At 39.8% G+C, this 18,426-nt stretch carries 15 protein-coding genes; 9 read left to right on the top strand and 6 right to left on the bottom strand.

Going from position 1 to position 18,426, the window contains the following annotated elements; all coding sequences use genetic code 11:
• The first annotated feature begins 641 nt into the window (after nt 1-641).
• Nucleotides 642-2,870 (top strand): GumC family protein, encoded by a 2,229-nt coding sequence (locus RMY16_RS19260; RefSeq protein ID WP_322737765.1) that lies wholly within the window; start codon nt 642-644, stop codon nt 2,868-2,870.
• Between the two features lie 206 nt (nt 2,871-3,076).
• On the top strand, nt 3,077-3,271 hold the full coding sequence (locus RMY16_RS19255) for a hypothetical protein (RefSeq protein ID WP_322737764.1): 195 nt from the start codon (nt 3,077-3,079) through the stop codon (nt 3,269-3,271).
• A gap of 200 nt (nt 3,272-3,471) precedes the next feature.
• On the opposite strand, the gene RMY16_RS19250 is transcribed toward RMY16_RS19255, so the two are convergent.
• The 5 genes from RMY16_RS19250 to fabI all read right to left on the bottom strand — a co-directional run bounded on the left by RMY16_RS19250 (nt 3,472) and on the right by fabI (nt 10,502).
• On the bottom strand, nt 3,472-4,857 hold the full coding sequence (locus RMY16_RS19250) for a right-handed parallel beta-helix repeat-containing protein (RefSeq protein ID WP_322737763.1): 1,386 nt from the start codon (nt 4,855-4,857) through the stop codon (nt 3,472-3,474).
• A gap of 931 nt (nt 4,858-5,788) precedes the next feature.
• Nucleotides 5,789-7,258, bottom strand: coding sequence for an SLBB domain-containing protein (locus RMY16_RS19245; protein WP_322737762.1), 1,470 nt, complete (start codon nt 7,256-7,258; stop codon nt 5,789-5,791).
• A 498-nt stretch (nt 7,259-7,756) separates the two neighbouring features.
• Nucleotides 7,757-8,740 carry an ABC transporter ATP-binding protein gene (locus tag RMY16_RS19240; protein WP_322664794.1) on the bottom strand — a complete coding sequence of 328 codons (984 nt, stop codon included), beginning with the start codon at nt 8,738-8,740 and terminating at the stop codon, nt 7,757-7,759.
• Nucleotides 8,741-9,002: 262 nt separating this feature from the next.
• On the bottom strand, nt 9,003-9,644 hold the full coding sequence (gene hisB, locus RMY16_RS19235; RefSeq protein ID WP_322664796.1) for an imidazoleglycerol-phosphate dehydratase HisB: 642 nt from the start codon (nt 9,642-9,644) through the stop codon (nt 9,003-9,005).
• Nucleotides 9,645-9,725: 81 nt separating this feature from the next.
• Entirely contained in the window at nt 9,726-10,502 is a 777-nt protein-coding gene (gene fabI, locus RMY16_RS19230) for an enoyl-ACP reductase FabI (RefSeq protein WP_322737761.1), read from the bottom strand.
• A gap of 380 nt (nt 10,503-10,882) precedes the next feature.
• Between fabI and ntcA the strand changes: the two genes are divergently transcribed.
• The 3 genes from ntcA to RMY16_RS19215 all read left to right on the top strand — a co-directional run bounded on the left by ntcA (nt 10,883) and on the right by RMY16_RS19215 (nt 13,816).
• The gene (gene ntcA, locus RMY16_RS19225; protein WP_017652326.1) at nt 10,883-11,554 is read left to right on the top strand and encodes a global nitrogen regulator NtcA; all 672 of its coding nucleotides are present in this window, start codon (nt 10,883-10,885) and stop codon (nt 11,552-11,554) included.
• Between the two features lie 168 nt (nt 11,555-11,722).
• Entirely contained in the window at nt 11,723-13,213 is a 1,491-nt protein-coding gene (locus RMY16_RS19220) for a DUF3084 domain-containing protein (RefSeq protein ID WP_322737760.1), read from the top strand.
• Between the two features lie 147 nt (nt 13,214-13,360).
• Nucleotides 13,361-13,816 carry a pre-16S rRNA-processing nuclease YqgF gene (locus tag RMY16_RS19215; RefSeq protein WP_322737759.1) on the top strand — a complete coding sequence of 152 codons (456 nt, stop codon included), beginning with the start codon at nt 13,361-13,363 and terminating at the stop codon, nt 13,814-13,816.
• A gap of 46 nt (nt 13,817-13,862) precedes the next feature.
• On the opposite strand, the gene RMY16_RS19210 is transcribed toward RMY16_RS19215, so the two are convergent.
• Nucleotides 13,863-14,126: a DUF3146 family protein gene (locus RMY16_RS19210; RefSeq protein ID WP_118171445.1), complete on the bottom strand. Its 264-nt coding sequence runs from the start codon at nt 14,124-14,126 to the stop codon at nt 13,863-13,865.
• A gap of 911 nt (nt 14,127-15,037) precedes the next feature.
• On the opposite strand from RMY16_RS19210, the gene RMY16_RS19205 reads away from it, so the two are divergent.
• From RMY16_RS19205 to RMY16_RS19190, 4 genes are all read left to right on the top strand, one after another.
• Nucleotides 15,038-15,238 (top strand): heavy-metal-associated domain-containing protein, encoded by a 201-nt coding sequence (locus tag RMY16_RS19205; protein ID WP_322664804.1) that lies wholly within the window; start codon nt 15,038-15,040, stop codon nt 15,236-15,238.
• Between the two features lie 421 nt (nt 15,239-15,659).
• On the top strand, nt 15,660-16,526 hold the full coding sequence (locus tag RMY16_RS19200; protein ID WP_322737758.1) for an aldo/keto reductase: 867 nt from the start codon (nt 15,660-15,662) through the stop codon (nt 16,524-16,526).
• Between the two features lie 263 nt (nt 16,527-16,789).
• On the top strand, nt 16,790-17,590 hold the full coding sequence (locus RMY16_RS19195; RefSeq protein WP_322737757.1) for an EndoU domain-containing protein: 801 nt from the start codon (nt 16,790-16,792) through the stop codon (nt 17,588-17,590).
• Between the two features lie 40 nt (nt 17,591-17,630).
• Nucleotides 17,631-18,170: a GNAT family N-acetyltransferase gene (locus RMY16_RS19190; protein ID WP_322737756.1), complete on the top strand. Its 540-nt coding sequence runs from the start codon at nt 17,631-17,633 to the stop codon at nt 18,168-18,170.
• Nucleotides 18,171-18,426 lie beyond the last annotated feature (256 nt).

Genomic DNA, 18,426 nt, shown 5'->3' with positions numbered 1-18,426 from the left:
ATTTTAACTTTCAAAATTACTATACTGAGTAATGAGTAGATGTTGATGGTCAAAAATTACAAACTGATTAAAAGTCAAGTTTTTTACTTGACTTTTAACTTTTGGCTTTGGCTAAGATAATTGTTCTGACAAGGAATAAGGAATATAGCTGTACAATATCCAAGTAAAAATAAAGTCTTTAATAATCCAGAAATAAATTTGAATGAATATTAATGGTTGATGGCTAATGCAAAAAAATTTAATTGAACGTCCTGTTAATAAAGGTTGATTTATGGGACGGCTGTTAGAGTTAGGACGTAGTTAACTCACCTAGAATCCCAAAATTAACAAAGGTTTTGCTCAATTAAAGGTACACACACCACCGTTACAAATTTGTACTAAATGGGGACTGAATTTTGAACTTAAATATATACTACAATACAGTTCAGTTAAGCACTTCTTGCTTCTTTTCTTTGCATCTTTGGCGGTTCGTTAAAAAAATGATTTTGATAAAGAGTTAAGCTTTAACTGAACCGTATTGGTCTATACTATATTTTATATTGTAAAATTATACATAATCAGTATTGTCAATTGTGCTGGTTTGTGGCTGTTATTAAGTCAATTTTGAGTTTCTTGCTTAACACCTGTACTTTGGAAGATTTATGTCAGAAAAATCTATGGAATCTAGAGAATCTATTGATTTAGACCTTAATCGTTACTTATTGATATTGAAACGCTGGTGGGTGCCTGCTTTCAGTATATTTGTGGCAACAGTTATTTTGAGTGCTATATCTACAAAATTTCTGAAGCCAGACTATGAAGCAGAAGGAAAACTGTTATTCAGAGTTCCTAGTTTTAAAGTAGCAGGCAATAATCTTTCCCCTGGTAGCTCTGAAGGTGGAGACTCAGGAGATTTGAAACCATTGGTAGCAACTCAAAATCCCATAAGCAGTCAGATAGAAGTTATTTCTTCCCCAGCTTTATTGCAACGGACAATAGACAAACTACAACTCAAAGACAAGGAAGGTGAACCTCTGGAGGTGAAAGAACTACAAAAAGCTCTGAACCTAAAAATTATCGGTGGGACGGATGTATTGCGTATTAGTTATAGCAGTCACGATCCTGAAGAAGCAGCGGCAGTAGTCAACACAGTTATGAGGTTTTATTTAGAAAATGATATTCTGACAAATCGGTCTGAGGCAGGAGCGACTCGTCAGTTTATGTCCAAGCAACTTCCTACAACTCAAGCTGCTGTTAATAATGCAGAAGTAGCGCTACGTATATTTAAACAAAAGCATCGGATTGCAGATTTATCCGAGGAGACAAGGTCAGCTGTTGCGACTATTGGAAATCTAGACAATGAGATGAATACTGTCAAGGCTCAACTGGATGAGGTAAATGCCCAAACCAATGAACTGCGGCAGAAAGTAGAGCTAAATTCTCAGGAAGCGATCGCTGTGAGTGCCCTCAGTCAGTCACCAGCAATACAGGGAATTCTTACACAACTCCAAGAGACTGATCGGCAGTTAGCGGTTGAGCGCAGCCGTTTTCTAGATGACAACCCTATAATTATTAACCTAGAAGCAAAAAAAGCCAATTTAAAATCTCTCCTGCAACAGCAAGTTGGTCAGACTATTGGCAATCAAACACAAGTTCCCCAGAGCCTATTGCAGATTGGAGAACTCAGACAAAGCCTGATACAAAACTTTCTGCAATCAGAAATACAACGTTTTGGCTTAACTCAAAGACTCTCCTCTCTATATAATTCCCGTGCTAGCTATGAACAGCGAGTGAAACTCATACCCCAGTTGGCACAAAACCAGCGAGAGTTAGAACGCAAAGTTGAAGTTGCAGAATCGACCTATCAAACTCTATTGAAAAAAGTTCAGGAATTACAGTTAATTGAAAATACAAATAGCCCTAGTTCCCGAATTATTGCTCAGGCTTTAGTGCCCACAGATCCTACATTAGGCAAAAAAATAATTGTCTTGGTGCTAGGAGTCATGTTCGGTTTATTTTTTGCCACTACAACAGTACTCTTTCTCGCTATGAGAGATAGATCTCTAAAAACACTTAAAGAAATTAGAGATGTATTTGGATATACTTTACTAGGAATTGTTCCTTTATCTGCTAAAAAGCTTCGTTCCCGTGATTCCAATACAGAATCAACATCTCAAATAGTTGCCGTCAGGGATACTCCCTACTCTTTAACGAGTGAAATGTACCGGATGATTCAAGCAAATCTGAAATTCTTAAGTTCAGATAATTTGCTCAAAACCATTGTGATAACTAGCGCAGTTCCTAAAGAAGGCAAGTCTACGGTTTCAGCTAATTTGGCAGCAGCGATCGCTCAACTAGGACGTAAAGTTTTACTAATTGATGCAGATATGCGAATTCCTTCTCAGCATCATCTCTGGCAACTAACCAATGAAGTTGGTTTGAGTGAGGTTCTTGTAGGCCAGGCTGAATTTGACATTGCCGTATCTAAGGTAATGGACAACCTTGATGTTTTAACTGCTGGAGTTAGGCCTCCCAACCCACTTGCTTTGCTTGACTCAAAACGGATGGCATCACTCATTGAGAGTTTCTCGTCTCAGTACAAGTATGACTTTGTAATTATTGATGCCCCTCCACTGCTTTTGGCAGCCGATGCTTTGACTTTAAGCCAAATGACTGATGGGATTTTGTTAGTAGCCCGACCCGGAGTAATTGATTCCAACAGTGCTAATGCTGCTCAAGAGGTATTAGAGAGATCCAATTACAACGTTCTAGGTTTAGTAGTCAATGGAGTCATTGATAAAAATGAATCTAGTAGTTATCGATATCATTCTCACGAATATTTTAAACCAAGAGAATTGACAAAAGAGCTTAAGGGACTGGCGAAGAAATAAAGCTTCTAAAAAATTATTTTAGGAGTTACATCAAGTCCGGATAAATATTTATTAATAAAGACTGACGCTAAGACGCAACAAGTTTTAAATAATAAGTAATTAACCGGACTTCTAATTATATAGCGATCTTAGATAGCATAAGGTATATCTTTACCAGTATAGAAAAAGCTATATTAGGATATGTAGATACAGCAGATTTCAGGTAAATGAAGTACATAGACAAAACCCGAAAGCCTGTAGAGACTTTGCATGTAACGTCTCTAGATGTAGTGTATGAAACCGCTAACTGCTGTAATTTTCTGGATGGTAGTCCGATTTCTTCAGGTGTTGCCACTCCAGTTTCATTGAGTTTATTAGAGTTTTTGCTCGCCTCGAAAGCAACTCCATGCACAAAACCCTGATTCATCCAAATATTTCAGGTCTATTTCTCCAGTAGCCGCACATAGTTCCCGCATCTGTATTCTGCTTGTTTCTGCGGTCAGTCTATGGGGTATTGTTTTCCCTTGTGGCTCTTCCTCTCCACTTTACAATTGGGTTGTAGACAAAAAACCTGTATAAACTAAGAACTTTACCATACAACCCAATACCATACTTTTAACTACTACCGATTTTCGTATGCTCCTCTATCGGGTGCATAACCGGACACACGAGGATTGCCTTGAAAATCGGTTTTTAAACTACTCCACTTTAAACCACTATTAATTGCCGGACTTGTTGATTTCAATCTAAAGTCACGAGCTGATGCATTAACAAACTGCGGATCTCCAATCATATCATTAGATCCTTTCATATGGATCGTCGAATTATGGGGATAAACGTTGTAGTTATAACTGACGTTGACATTTTTCATATTGCTATTCACAGCATTACCAGGGGAAGCATACATAATGTTATTGAAAATTTTGACATCAGACGAATAACCTGCATAAATTTCGCCCTTTCCCTTTTTTTTAATTTCTGGACTTTGCTGATTCAAATATGCCGTGTTGTTGATAATATCGATACGTTGACTATCATGGGCATGAATACCTGAACCGCCATTATTGTAGGTGAGATTGTTCGCAACTAAAATCCGTCCTTTATATCCTTTTGAAACATCCACAATAATGCCATTACCGTCTGTAATCCTTCCGGCATCAATCCAAGGAACGTACATTCGATTGTTGTAGCTCCTGTTATTGGTTACAAATATCTTGTATCCCTGTTTGTTGTCAGAACTCCAATTATTAAGCATGGAAATGCCACTGCAACCATAAACTGTGTACCAAGAGTTATTGAAAACAGTATTATTATCCACTTTCACATAATCAGCTTGGATTGCTGAGATACCTGCTCCTCCACAATCATGCACTTTGTTGTTCAGAATATTTATGTGATGAGAACGGCCTTTGTTTCCTCCCTCAATGCTTATGCAATTTCCGTTAGTAAGCGGATTTGATCTGTTATATTTCTGACTTAATGCATAAGAACGGGTGATATTAGCATTGTTCCCTATAACCTCCAGCCCGTTAATCTCGATATATGAAGCTCCATTTGCAATCACGATACCATTCCATGTATTGTGCTGAATTTTTGGAAAATGCCCAGGATATGCTTTATATTTAATCCATGCATTTGCAGTTCCAGAACGTTTAATAGCTAGTACGGCCCCATTTTTGGGTCCATTCTTGTATTGCCCGTTCATAATAAGTACCGTGTCGCCAGGACTAGTAAGATTTGCTGCCCTTTGAAGTGTCTTAAAAGCGGATGAGGTAGAGAGTCCGCTATTTCTGTCGTTTCCGTTACCACTAACATAGTATGTTGTCGCAGTTGAAATACCACTGATCAGCTTGCGGCTAGGTAGTGGTATTTCCTGAATAGTGGATGGCTGAGGAACATCTTTAAAAAAAGACTCTGTTATTTTTTGTCCTTGAACCAGACCTGTTAATGCCCAGGGAAGTACAAGAGATGCGCTCAAACTGAGAAAACCGAAACCATGAATCATCATAGGGAAAAAATAGGGTATGTTGCAAAAACTCAATCATTAACGGTTAGTAACTCTAGCCTTAGTTAATAACCCAGTATTGGATACGGTCGTATCACTGCCACTTGTAAGTTTATACACGGTTTTATAGGTTTAAACCTGCGCATTTTCGCGTAAATATGGCTGAACCACCTTTTGAGCTTGTGTTCCAAAAAATCGCAAACATCCGATAAAATCACTGAATCAAAAATATCAGTATCCAGAGTTACCCTAGCCATGAACACTAAGCAACCGTACAAATGGCGTCATTTCCAATTCGACATCATTCTACTGTGTATAGGCGGTATCTGTGGTTAAAATAGTATATCTGTCATCAATTAGTTAATTTACTTAAATAATTCTTATGATAATAATAATCACTAAATGGCTAAAAATAGGTTATAAACTAGTATTTAATGAATCTGCTTTCTAAAATATTCTCATTATCATAAAAAATCCGAGTACTACAATAAAGATTTCAAAAGCCTATCAATGCACATTATGAAGCTACAGTAAGAGTTTTAAAGTTTCCAGTATTTCTATATGAGTAATATTACTAAGAATTATTATAATGACGGATATATAGAAGGGGTCAGATAGCTTAGAACATTGGCAAATCAGAAGAGAGCGGCTATCACAGCTATTTATAGCAGACTTGTCCTACCAGTATGAAGCCGCTATAAGAAACTTCCAGGTAAAAAAATATCCCATCGTAGGGGAGCAAAGCCTTGCGCTCCGAGAAATCTAGAATTAATTTGGGATAATTTATTTTTTGCAAGTCCCTAAAACACAATTTGGAAAAATCGATGCCTTGTGGAGCATCCGCCATGTGTAACTTGCTTTTGATTAAAGGATAGTGCAATTTTAGGGACGAAGAGGGTTGCCCAACGTCCCCAATTTGCATCTATCTCTTAAACTAAAGTCCAAATAAGTTCAAAAGATTAAAAATAACACCTAGAGGCCCAGTTATGGTGTTGACGGTATCGCCAGTCTTAGCTGAACCAGATCGGTTGACTACTACAACGTCATTATTGCGGAGTATGGGATTAGTTTGCTCATTAATCCCAGCGGAGAAATCCACTTTTACTATACGTTTAGTGACAGAACCATTAGGGTTGAGGCGAATCAAATCAACAGCACTACTACTAGCTCTGGCATCATTAAATCCGCCAGCAGCGAGTATAGCTTGATTTAAAGAACTATTTGGCTGAACGTCTGTTAGACCTGGTTTTTTAACTTCGCCTACCACACCAACCTGAATCCGTGTAGGAGACAAAGTAGTGGTAGCTAATTGAGTAGCTTCTGCGGGGATAATTTCAGTTGCCGTCGGAATAACAATCGTATCTCCGTCTTGCACAATGATGTCTTGATTGGCATCACCACTCTGTAACAGTTGCCAAAGATTAATATCTATAGATTGTTCTGAGCCAGTTCTTGTAGGTCGGCGTAGCTTGAGATTACGCACATCAGCTTGTGCTGTAATTCCGCCAGCTAGTTGAATAACTCGTGTCACATTTGGTAAACCATTAGGAGTGGTAGTACCACTGTTAGTAGTTGCGCCCCCCTGTGCATCTGTGTTGGCTGGGGTGACAAGATACGAACCAGGACGGTTAACTTCACCAATAATTGTTACTGTGCGGGGTGTCGTTTGACTGGCGGCAAAGTTGGATGCAAATATATTGCGAGATTCTGCGACGTTGAAGTTGGTTGCTGTTGGCACAACTATAGTGTCTCCATCCCGCAAGGTAATATCCTGCGATAACTTACCTGTTTGAATGAGTTCTTTCAAATTGAGGGTGACAGCTTGCTCTGAAGAACGTCCTATTCTACGCCGTAATTGAACTTGAGTCACATCCGCAGCTAAAGTCACTCCCTGCGCTGTTGTTAATGCAGCTAATACAGTGGGGTATTGTACGCCTGGATTATTCCCGGCGCCTCCGCTCAAGTTTAGAGTGTAAGCTCCAGGACGTGTCACCTCTCCAGCAACGAAAATATTGATGGGACGAGGGGATAACAGATTGACTGAGATTAAGGGGCGTTTGAGGAAGCGAGCATATCTTCTAGCTATTTCGTCAGAAGCTTGTTCAGTTGTTAGCCCTAATACCGACACACTGCCAATTAAAGGTAGGTTGATTGCTCCACCTGGGGGAACTTGGTATTCACCTGTATATTCAGGTACTTCAAATACATTTACACGAATGAGATCGCCGCCTCCTAATGAATAATTAGTATCTAATAGTGTTTGTGTGGTTGGTGGTTGTGTAGTTGGGGGTAATGGTTGTCCCTGAGCTAGACTGGCAGATGACACAGCGGCATTGACAGCAGTTAACAAAGCCATACCTACAGCTGGCTGAATTAAGAATTTAGACAAACTTTTGTTAAGCATATTTACCTGAGACTCTGAAACTACGATCAATAAAGTACTGTCTAAACATTTTTATTTTGACTATACCTAAGTATTCAAGTTCCCCGACACTCTTATTTTCCTAGAAAAGTGTTATTTTCCGGAGGAAATTTGTTTATTGAAGTTAAATTTTTAGTGAAGTTAGCTTAAAGTTAATGTTGCTTGAATAGAGTAATATCAAAAAATATAGGATTTACGCAAATAAACCCAGTTTTTACAATAAATTGTCTGTTAGCCAACAATCAAGTAGTCACTAATAAATTTTTCTTGTCAAAGCTAATTTGATGACATTTAAAATCTGCGATGAGTAGTAAGGGACTACTGAAATTAGGAACAAGTTCATTAAAGAAATACAAATAACCTTGAAAAGATGTCGAAATTTTATTTTTTTAGGTTGTGTTGGGCGAAGAGAACTCAAAAAAGCAGAATTTTGGGTTTTGTTCTTCAACCCAGTCGACAATTTACTATTTGGCAACAAAACTAATTCAAGAAGTTGTTTTTTCTTTGGATTTGTTGAATAAAAAATTCTTCTAGGGAGTGACGTGATAAGTTCATGGCGATAATTTTACCTTCCATGAGACGAAGACTGGCAAGAAAATCATAGTAATCATCTTGTAGTGTACCGTGCCAGGAACCATCAGGTTCAAATATGAGGGTGGGTATCCATTTTTTGAGAATTTCCCAGTCGCCACCTTGACCTTTGACGTGATACGTGTTTTTACCGCCTAAGAGTTCATTAAGCGAACCAGAGCAAATTAGTTCACCTTGAGCGAGGATGGCAATGCGATCGCAAATCTGTTCTACTTCACTAAGAATATGGCTGTTGAAAAAAATCGTCTTCCCAGCGGCTTTGAGGGCCAGGATAATTTCTCGCATTTGATAGCGTCCCACCGGATCAAGACCAGACATTGGCTCATCCAGAAAAACTAAATCTGGCTCATTAATTAGTGCCTGTGCCATACCAACACGCTGTAGCATTCCTTTGGAATAGCGACGCAGCAGCTTTTTACGGGCATCGGCTTGGGATAAACCCACTAATTCCAGCAGTTGGGGAATGCGTTGGCGTTGGACACTCTGGGGAATTTGGAATAGTCCAGCAGCTAGCTGCAAAAATTCCCAGCCAGTGAGATAATCATACAAATAAGGATTTTCTGGTAGATAGCCGATATGTTGCTTAACACTGCGATCGCCTATGGGTTTACCCAACAATAATCCTCGTCCAGAGGTGGGATGAATAATTCCCAGCAATAATTTTAAAAGGGTGGTTTTACCAGCACCATTAGGCCCCAGCAACCCAAAGGTTTCGCCTCTGTAAACCGTTAAAGAACAGTTTTTGAGAGATACGACTTTTTGATTTAGCCAAAAACCAGTGCGATAGACTTTTCGCAACTCCGAAGTTAGGACTACTGGCGGAGTGTCTGTCGTATTAAGTTGAGAATTAGGGTCATCTGCAACAGACTTCATCTCGGTTAAATCACTATTTATCAGCTTGGTATGAATTAAAAATTACCCAGTAGGCTGATAATAACCATCACCAAGCTGTGTGTCAATTATCGGGAACTGAGGATTGGGGACTGGAGAAGAAGCAAGGGAGCAGGGGAGAAATCAATTCAAAATTCAAAATTCAAAATTCAAAATTCAAAATTAAAGAACTTCTGCCTTCTGCCTCCTCTTTACCAATGACTAATGACAAATGACAAATGATCAATCCCCAATTTGACTCTTTTCATAGAACTCCCTTAGAACTGGGAATTAAGCCAGCACGTCGGGGGTCAATTTCCACTGCCTGCCGTGTTGCTCTTGCAAAGGCTTTAAATGTCGCTTCAATGATGTGATGGGAATTAATGCCATCCAGTTGTCGAATATGCAGTGTCATCTGGCTATGGTTTACCAAAGCCACAAAAAATTCTCGCACCAGTTGGGTGTCATAGGTTCCTACCCGCTGAGTAGGAATTTGCAAGCCGTAGCTGAGGTGAGGTCGTCCAGAAAAGTCTAGCGCTACTTGAACTAAGGCTTCATCTAGCGGTGCAAGAAAATTACCAAAGCGGACAATGCCTTTTCTGTCGCCTAATGCTTGGTTAAAAGCTTGCCCTAAAGTAATGCCTACATCTTCGTTGGTGTGATGATCGTCAATTTCCCAGTCTCCCTTGGCTTGGACATCTATATCAACCAGCCCGTGGGAAGCAATTTGATGCAACATGTGATCCAAAAACGGAATGCCTGTTGCTGCTGTGCAAGTTCCTCTACCATCTAGGTTGATGGTAACTTGCACATTAGTTTCACCAGTGGTGCGGTGAACAGTGGCAATCCGAGGAGTTTGGGTTAAGCGATCGTAGTTTGAATTAACTTGGCGATTGGTTGTTTGCATGGGGAGTGGAAAGAGCTAAGAATTAGGAGTTAGGAGTTAAAAATTCATAACTCATAACTCCTAACTCCTAACTTTATCGCGTCACATTCCCATAATTTCATATCCTGCATCTACATAGAGAATTTGTCCGGTAATGCCGCTGGACAAATCACTACACAAGAAAGCCGCAGCGTTGCCTACTTCTAGCTGAGTGACGGTGCGTCGTAGGGGAGCTACCTCTTCTACATGATGAATCATATCCAAAATCCCACCCACTGCTGAAGATGCCAAAGTGCGGATGGGGCCTGCTGAAATAGCATTCACGCGGATATTTTGCGGCCCTAGTTCAGCAGCTAGGTAACGCACACTCATTTCTAAACCTGCTTTAGCAACTCCCATAACGTTGTAGTTGGGAATTGCCCTAACACCACCTAAATATGTCAGGGTGACGATGCTACCTCCCTCTGTCATTAAAGGTTTGGCTGCGCCACTTAACTGCACCAGCGAGTAGGTACTAATTTCTAAAGCGGTGTTGAACCCAGAACGAGAGGTTTGGCTAAAATCTCCACTTAAATCGTCTTTGCTGGCAAAGGCTAAACAATGGATGAGGATATCTAGCTTTCCCCACTGTTCGCGGATTGTCTCAAAGGTAGATTTAATTTGTTCGTCATCTTGGACATTACAGGGTAGAAATAAGCTGGGCTTAAGAGGTTCTACTAACTCGGCGACTTTTTTCTCCATCTTGCCGCGTTCATCCGGCAGGTAGGTAATACCCAGGTTTGCTCCGGCTTTGTGCAACTGTTGAGCGATTCCCCAGGCGATCGAGCGGTTATTGGCAATACCTGTAACAAGGGCATTTTTTCCAGTCAGATTTAGCATAGAAATTGTTAATGCGATCGATCATTTAGGAGCATACTAGAATCTGAGGCACGTTTAGTCTTTGTTTTATACAGGATTGACAAAAATGAATATTGATAAGGGTGTTTACTGTGACAAAAATCTTGATTTTTTATAAAGATATTCTCAAGATATCTTTATTTGTTCTTCAAAAAACCTTTTGAATACAGCTATTGGAACTACTTATCAACAAGTTGTAGCTGAAAGGATCAACAATTATGTATCATTATAAACAAAGAGTTATGAAGAGATTAGTTTGAGTATAGGAAAGTACAAAAAGGTTGACGGTGCTTTATTCATTTTTCGGGTGTATTCTTAGGTAATCAGTTTTTGTTTTTCCGGCATTGGGTAGGGGAAGGGAGATGATCGTGACACAAGATAAAGCCCTAGCAAATGTTTTTCGTCAGATGGCGACCGGGGCGTTTCCGCCAGTTGTGGAAACGTTTGAACGCAATAAAACGATCTTTTTTCCTGGCGATCCTGCCGAACGAGTTTATTTTCTTTTGAAAGGTGCTGTTAAACTTTCCAGGGTGTACGAGGCAGGAGAGGAAATAACGGTAGCGTTGCTGCGGGAAAATAGTGTTTTTGGTGTATTGTCATTGCTGACAGGAAATAAGTCGGATCGGTTTTACCATGCAGTTGCATTTACGCCTGCGGAATTACTGTCAGCACCAATTGAACAAGTGGAACAAGCACTCAAGGAAAATCCAGAATTATCAATGTTAATGCTGCGAGGTCTGTCTTCGCGCATTTTACAAACAGAGATGATGATTGAAACTCTTGCTCACCGAGATATGGGTTCTAGGTTAGTGAGTTTTTTACTAATTCTTTGCCGGGATTTTGGGGTTCCTTGTGCAGATGGGATCACTATTGATTTGAAATTATCTCATCAAGCGATCGCAGAGGCAATTGGTTCAACTCGTGTTACCGTTACTAGGCTACTAGGAGATTTGCGTGAGAAAAAGATGATTTCTATCCACAAAAAGAAGATTACTGTACATAAACCTGTTACCTTAAGTAGGCAGTTCACATAAAAACAATTGGAGAAAGGGGAATCGGCGCGTGTTCTATTTTGAAAAATGACACTAATAGCTAGAGGTAAATCTAAAATTGAATAATTTCAGCTATTGCCAATTCCCACTTCTTTCCAGACAATGCTTAAAAGTAGTAGGCTGTATCTGGAAGGATTTCGGTAGCTAAAGATGACCACCGGATACATCCTCATCGCAGCAATTTTGATTCTGGGAGGCGTAATTGCCACCGTGGGCGATCGCATCGGCACACGAGTTGGCAAAGCCCGCCTCTCACTTTTTAAGCTTCGTCCGAAAAACACTGCTGTACTAGTAACAATTTTTACTGGTGGTTTGATTTCAGCATCGACTTTAGGGATTTTATTCGCTGCCGACGAAGGTTTGCGAAAAGGAGTCTTTGAGTTAGAAGATATTCAAACAGACCTGCGACAGAAACGGGAACAGCTAAAAACCGCAGAAACTCAGAAAAGTCAGGTAGAGGGCGAGCTAAATCAAGCAAAAATCGCCCAAGCAAAAGCACAACAAGACTTACAGGCAATTAATCAATCCTTGCAGGCGGCAAATGCTAAACAGAGGCAAACGCAAGCCCAGTTGAACCGCACCATTAGTCAACAAGCCCAAACTCAAACTCAACTCCAACGCACTCAAGGTCAGCTAGATCGGGTTGTAACTCAATACCAAAAAGCCATAGCTGAATTACAAAGTGTTTATAACCAGAGAAAGGAACTACAGGCGGCAGTTGAACTATTGAAGACAGAACGTCAAAGACTCTATGCGGAAGCGAAAAAAGCCATTGACGAAGCCAAAACAGCAATTGAAAAACGCGATCGCGAACTTGCTAACCGTCAAGAAGCCATAAAACAGCGAGATCAAAAAATTGCCCAACTGGATCAACTAATTCAAAAACGTAATGTAGAAGTTGCAGCACGAGAGCAAGTGATTGCCAAACGGGAATCACGCCTCAAAGAATTGGAAACACAACAGGAGGAACTAGAACAGGAAGTTGCCAGGCTAGAAAAATATTATCAGTCCTACCGCGACCTGCGTTTGGGTAAGCTGGCCTTAGTTCGTGGTCAAGTTTTGTCCGCTGCTGTAATTCGTGTTACTCAGCCTGCTGCTGCTCGTCAGGCAGTGGTACAACTTTTACAAGAAGCCAATCGCAACGCCAACCTGGAATTAAGCGAGCCTGGTGCAAATCCGGCAAATTTAGAGCTGCTACGCGTGACCCAAGATAGGGTCGATCAATTGAGCAAGCAGATTGGCGATGGTCAAGAATACGTCGTGCGAATTTTCTCTGCTGGTAATTACGTCAGAGGAGAAAAGCAGATAGAATTTTTCGCGGATACAGCCCAGAATCAACTGGTTTTTTCGGGAGGCGCGGTGCTAGCCACCACTACTGCTGATTCCAAAACCATGACATCTTATCAGTTACAGCAACGGCTAGAAATACTGATTTCTGCTTCTCAATTTCGTGCCCGTAATGCCGGAATTGTCGAAAATGTGCAAGTAGAGGGGACTTTTCTGCGCTTTGTCAGCCAATTAAGACAGTATAATCAACCCTTAGAGATCAAAGCGATCGCAGCAGAGGACACTTATACAGCCGGGCCATTAAGAGTAAAATTGGTGGCAATAGTTAACGGAAAAATTATTTTTAGTACTTAAAAAAGTATTTGCACACTGTTATTAGTAAGATTTAAACATATTGAACAGCAGTCAAAATAGTTGCTGTAGCTGAATTTTTTATTTAGCAGATACTATGCGTAGCAAGATCCCTGTAAGGGTACATTTCTAATTTTTATTTAATTAATTATGAATTTCCGTGAATTTTCAGCAACGCAACCAGTCATTTTGGGGTTTGATCCAGGTCGAGATAAGTGTGGTTTAGCGGTGATGGGACTGGATCGGCAACTGTATTATCATCAAGTTGTGTTAGCAAAAGAGGCGATCGCTACCATCGAGACACTGCGTCAAAAGTTTCCGATCTCTTTGATGGTCATGGGCGACCAAACTACAGCCAAACAATGGAGACAGAAATTATATCAAGAATTGACAGAACCGCTGAGTATTATTTTAGTGGATGAGCGCTACACAACCTTAGAAGCACGCGATCGCTATTGGCAAATGTTCCCGCCCAAAGGGCTAATAAAGCTATTGCCACAGGGTCTACGGCAGCCACCAAGACCTATAGATGACATTGTTGCCATCCTCTTAATCGAAAGATACTTAAATCGCCTCACAGAGTCAACACTAAGCAGTCAGGAGTGAGGACTTAGATCGTTAACTTCTAACTCTAACTCCTAACTCCTAACTTTTAAAGTTCCGCCCGAATCGTAAAAGCGTAGTCTCCTCCAGGCTCTAGCTGATAATCTTGTTGCTCCAAAAATCGACCAAGGGGTTCTTTGATTAAGGCGCGACCTTGGGAAGGCTTGACGGCAAGTTCTCCCCGGCGAAAATGCCACTGGAAATGCCACTCAAACTCACCCGCATTCACTTCGCCTTCTAGGAAGCCGTGTTGCCAGGATTGGCGGGTAATTCTGACATGGGCAATGGTTTCTGGCAGACGTTTTGCACTCACAATGCTTTATGTCAAGTGTGAAATAACAGCCGATGATGTAGGCTACTTATTTTATTTACCAAACATATCTTAATTAGACAAACTGACAAAGTGGGTATTTGTAGTTGACTAGGTTGTGTTTATGAGCAAAATGACTTCAGCATCCTGAAGTCGCGCAATCACCGAGACCTTACCCCACGGGAAAACAAGCTACGCGTAGCGTCTTGTAGAAAAGCATTAGCAAGTCTTAGAGAGTCACAGTTCATTGTAGAGATTAGAAAATAAATCAAACGAAAAATGCTAATTTTTTCGTTACTTTTAGCGATCGCGCTTTAACTAATGGCACATTTTAGGAATCGTTCCCATTCGCAATGTGAAGCAGTCTCTATCGTCAATACCCAAATTAGCAGTGTCCAACACTCCTATCATAATTGTGTCGCTCAAAGTCTTTGTTGGGAACCCACAGTATATTTATGTCGCAAGATAGCTGTTTTTTGAATCTATATGTACTCCAAATGTTGGGCAAAAGTATCTGAAGCATACAATAAATTAAAAACTAGAGATAAAAAGGTTTTGTGAATTACGCATAGACGCTTGTACGATTGGACAGTGCTATAAGAACAACTACGTCAAACAGCAACGCCTAGAAAAACAGAGTGAATGTCTGGTGGAGTCTTTATAATAAACTAAACAAGCGGCTTTTTATAACTTAGTAGTACTAAGTACATTTTCATAAAAATTTTTATATATTTTGGTATTTTATTTTGGTTTTGCTACCTAAATATTTTGTCAATAACGATTTAGATATAACTATTAGTTATTACTATTTCTGTGACGCTCAATTCCCTAACTCAAGTAAGATGTGCGCTCACTATTAAAATTGATATTATATCTCTTAAATGTAAATTTAAGTTTACGTAATGAGGTAAGTAATGGCAATTCAATTGAAAGTTCCAGATATTAAAGGTGATGAGTGCGCCAAGAAAATTACTAAATCTATTCTGACTATGGAATCTGATGCCAAAATAGATGTAAACGTTGATACTAAAACTGTAACTGTAGATGCTGCGGCTTCTGAAGAGTCAATTAAACAGATGGTTCAATCTGCTGGTTATACTATAGAGGGCTATTAATTAAATTTCTAAATTTTCTAATAAATTTAGAGAAAATAAGTTAGCCAACAGAATTAATTAATGATATTTACGTCCGTTTTCAGGGCGTAAATATTAATAATTACTCTACTGGGTTGCAACTATTTTTCCTCTCATAAGATGGCAAACGAATCTAAATATTGGCAAGCTTGAGCAAGAATTAAATTCACCAAAACTGCAATCAAAAATGACTTGAATAAAATTAAATACTAAATTTTATATTAGTAATCATTATTAGGTAGAAGTTAGAGGAAACGACGGTTGCTTGTCAAATAATGTGGTATTCTCACACCTAGCTTAAAGAAGAATTACATTCACTTCTCCTCAAGTCTAAGTACTAGGGAGGATTTATGAGGAATAACTAACTGGTAGATAATTGGGGCAGAAAGCTATAGCTATAAGCATGGAAACCAAACAACTAGGAAAAACTGGTATCTTTGTAAGTGCGATCGGTTTGGGTGGTATGCCCATGTCAATTTCTAATCGTCCTCCCGAACCGGAATCAATCCAAGTTATTCATCGTGCCTTGGATCTGGGTATTACATTTATTGACACTGCGGACTCTTACTGCAAAGATGAGTCAGATAAGCACCACAACGAGCGATTAATTCACAAAGCACTTACTAGTTACAAAGGGGATGTTAGCCAAGTAATTGTGGCAACCAAGGGCGGATTGATGCGTCCCGATGGCAACTGGACAAGCAACGGCAACCCAGAACATTTGCGCCAAACAATTCGCGACAGTTTTGAAGCATTGGGTGGTGCTAAACCCATCGATGTTTGGCAATACCATTCTCCCGATACTAATTACACCATTGAAGAATCCCTTGCGCCAGTTAAAGAAGCAGTAGAGGCTGGTTTGATTCGATTTGTGGGAGTTTCTAACTTTTCCGTTGAACAAATTAAGCGGGCGCAGGATGTGGTGGATATTGTCTCGGTGCAGAATCAATACAGCCCTTGGCAACGACAGCCAGAAAATGATGGCGTATTGAAATATTGCGAACAGCAAGGATTGACTTTTTTACCTTGGAGTCCCTTTGGTGGTAGGCGCCGCCATCAGGGCTTGCAAGATATTCCTGCGATCGCTCAGTTAGCTAAAGAAAAAGGCGTATCAGTGTACAATATCGTTCTGGCGTGGTTGCGTTCCAAATCGCCCGTTATTTTGCCAATTCCTGGCGCTAGCAAGGTCTTTAGCATTGAAGACTCAGCACAAGCTATCAATGTGAAACTATCTGATCAAGAAATGCAAAAAATTGATGGGGCAACTTAATGATTCCATTAAATAACGTGGATTTAATGAAAGTTGCCAAAAATTAACGTGGCACGTTTAGTTAGCTTAAGACAGGGTAATCAATAATTTAAAATTCCAAGCCAACAGACTTTTAAAGAACTTTATCAACCCGGTTTATTAAAAAAGCCGGGTTTTTTATAAAGTATGCTATCCCTTAAATTAAACTTGATGTAGTATTGCCATGTAAGTAATTCATCTAAAAATTTATGCAGCCAAATTTTCTAACCGATAGGTCAAAGCAGATGATAAATTTGTTTGCTTTTTTACTACTGGTTTCCTCATTTTGCTGGCAAAATTCAGTGAAAGTTCAGGCTCAGTCAAATACGCAACTTTTGCCGTTTTTTGATAATGTTGATAACCCGGTTCCTGTTCGCTTTCCCGCAGGGCAACAGGTAGATATCACGCCACCTCCACCGCTGCTCAATCCTTTTGACAAGGCTGTACTAAAACTTTGCGGCCCTATTGGTACAAGAGTTAGTCCTAATAATTTTAAACAATTGTTATCTTATTACCCAGATGTCTTGCAGAAAATTCAGCAAGTTAGCGGCGGTGAACTGCGCCCTGGACGTAGGAATAAAGCACAATTTCTTGAAGATTTAACAAATATTTGGTTCCAACGTCAGGGGTTTGAACATATATTTTGTGGCGAAATATATAATGCCAAAGATATTGGTGGCTTGCATTTTTACGGCAGATATTTACAGTTACAAAATGAAGGTATAGGCGGACGTTTGCCAAATAATCAAGGACGAGAGGAAGTTATTCCTAATGTAATTTATACAATGGGTGTAGTAATTAAACAGAAAAATCGCACAGTAACAGATGTTATTAAAGGCTATGGATATCTCAGTAATGCCGAAGAAATGCTTTTAGATGCCACCAAAATATTTAAACTCCAAGGTAATAATCAGGAAGCATGTATTTATAATGTACGTGACAAAGAAACGGGAAAGTTTTTCACTACGGTTTTTGTAAGTAAAGAAAAAGCGATCATTACCTATTATCCCGATGCTACTCCTCAAGGTGCAAAATGTAAAAGTTAAAATTATTAGATTGCTTGTACTAAGCGCATAGAAGAAATACATGATGTTAGAAACACACCGTTTGCTAATGCGTGATTTGATAGAGGCAGACTGGCAGGCGGTTTTTACTTATCAATCTGATCCTTTGTACTTGCGTTATAGTTACTGGACACAACGCACACAGAAGGATGTTTGCGAATTTCTCCAGATGTTTATCGAACAGCAAAAAGAGCAACCTCGGACTAAGTTTCAGTTAGCTATTGTCCTCAAAGAAGAAAATCGTCTGATTGGCAATTGTGGTATCCGTGTAAATGACCCGGAAATGCGGGAAGCAAATATCGGCTATGAACTAAATACTCAATATTGGGGACAAGGTTATGCAACAGAAGCAGCACAGGCAATTTTAAAGTTTGGCTTTGAAGAATTGAGAATGCATCGTATCTGGTCTTGGTGTGTTTCAGAGAATGTTGCTTCTGTAAGGGTATTAGAAAAAATTGGTATGCGTCGTGAGGGTCATCTGCGGGAAAAAGAGTTAATCAAAGGCAAATGGTATGACAACTTTCTTTACGCGCTCCTTGAGCATGAATGGAAAGCAAACTAAGAGGATGTTTGAAAAGTCATAATTGATGTATCAAATATTTTTTACCCCACCCTAACCCTCCCCTTTCTAAGGGGAGGGAACCAGATTTTTCTTGTTTCCCCCCAATGCATCGGGTGAATTAAGGGGGGTGATAATGTGATTAAAATTACAAACTACTTTTCAAACAACCTCTAATACTGCTTCTATGAGCTACCTCAAAGACAATATCATAAATTACTGAGAAATTGAGGATAAGACAAGTTCAGAGGGTCGCACA

Source organism: Nostoc sp. DedQUE12b (genome assembly GCF_034530835.1).
Lineage (GTDB): Bacteria > Cyanobacteriota > Cyanobacteriia > Cyanobacteriales > Nostocaceae > Nostoc.
Note: the sequence above shows the minus strand (reverse complement) of the source record. Positions and strands in the feature narration are given on the sequence as shown.

What these genes read in the sequence shown, in the direction of transcription:
- RMY16_RS19260 (WP_322737765.1), top strand. Translation starts at nt 642, where the DNA reads ATGTCAGAAAAATCTATGGAATCTAGAGAATCTATTGATTTAGACCTT.
- RMY16_RS19255 (WP_322737764.1), top strand. Translation starts at nt 3,077, where the DNA reads ATGAAGTACATAGACAAAACCCGAAAGCCTGTAGAGACTTTGCATGTA.
- RMY16_RS19250 (WP_322737763.1), bottom strand. Translation starts at nt 4,857, where the DNA reads ATGATGATTCATGGTTTCGGTTTTCTCAGTTTGAGCGCATCTCTTGTA.
- RMY16_RS19245 (WP_322737762.1), bottom strand. Translation starts at nt 7,258, where the DNA reads ATGCTTAACAAAAGTTTGTCTAAATTCTTAATTCAGCCAGCTGTAGGT.
- RMY16_RS19240 (WP_322664794.1), bottom strand. Translation starts at nt 8,740, where the DNA reads ATGAAGTCTGTTGCAGATGACCCTAATTCTCAACTTAATACGACAGAC.
- hisB (WP_322664796.1), bottom strand. Translation starts at nt 9,644, where the DNA reads ATGCAAACAACCAATCGCCAAGTTAATTCAAACTACGATCGCTTAACC.
- fabI (WP_322737761.1), bottom strand. Translation starts at nt 10,502, where the DNA reads ATGCTAAATCTGACTGGAAAAAATGCCCTTGTTACAGGTATTGCCAAT.
- ntcA (WP_017652326.1), top strand. Translation starts at nt 10,883, where the DNA reads ATGATCGTGACACAAGATAAAGCCCTAGCAAATGTTTTTCGTCAGATG.
- RMY16_RS19220 (WP_322737760.1), top strand. Translation starts at nt 11,723, where the DNA reads ATGACCACCGGATACATCCTCATCGCAGCAATTTTGATTCTGGGAGGC.
- RMY16_RS19215 (WP_322737759.1), top strand. Translation starts at nt 13,361, where the DNA reads ATGAATTTCCGTGAATTTTCAGCAACGCAACCAGTCATTTTGGGGTTT.
- RMY16_RS19205 (WP_322664804.1), top strand. Translation starts at nt 15,038, where the DNA reads ATGGCAATTCAATTGAAAGTTCCAGATATTAAAGGTGATGAGTGCGCC.
- RMY16_RS19200 (WP_322737758.1), top strand. Translation starts at nt 15,660, where the DNA reads ATGGAAACCAAACAACTAGGAAAAACTGGTATCTTTGTAAGTGCGATC.
- RMY16_RS19195 (WP_322737757.1), top strand. Translation starts at nt 16,790, where the DNA reads ATGATAAATTTGTTTGCTTTTTTACTACTGGTTTCCTCATTTTGCTGG.
- RMY16_RS19190 (WP_322737756.1), top strand. Translation starts at nt 17,631, where the DNA reads ATGATGTTAGAAACACACCGTTTGCTAATGCGTGATTTGATAGAGGCA.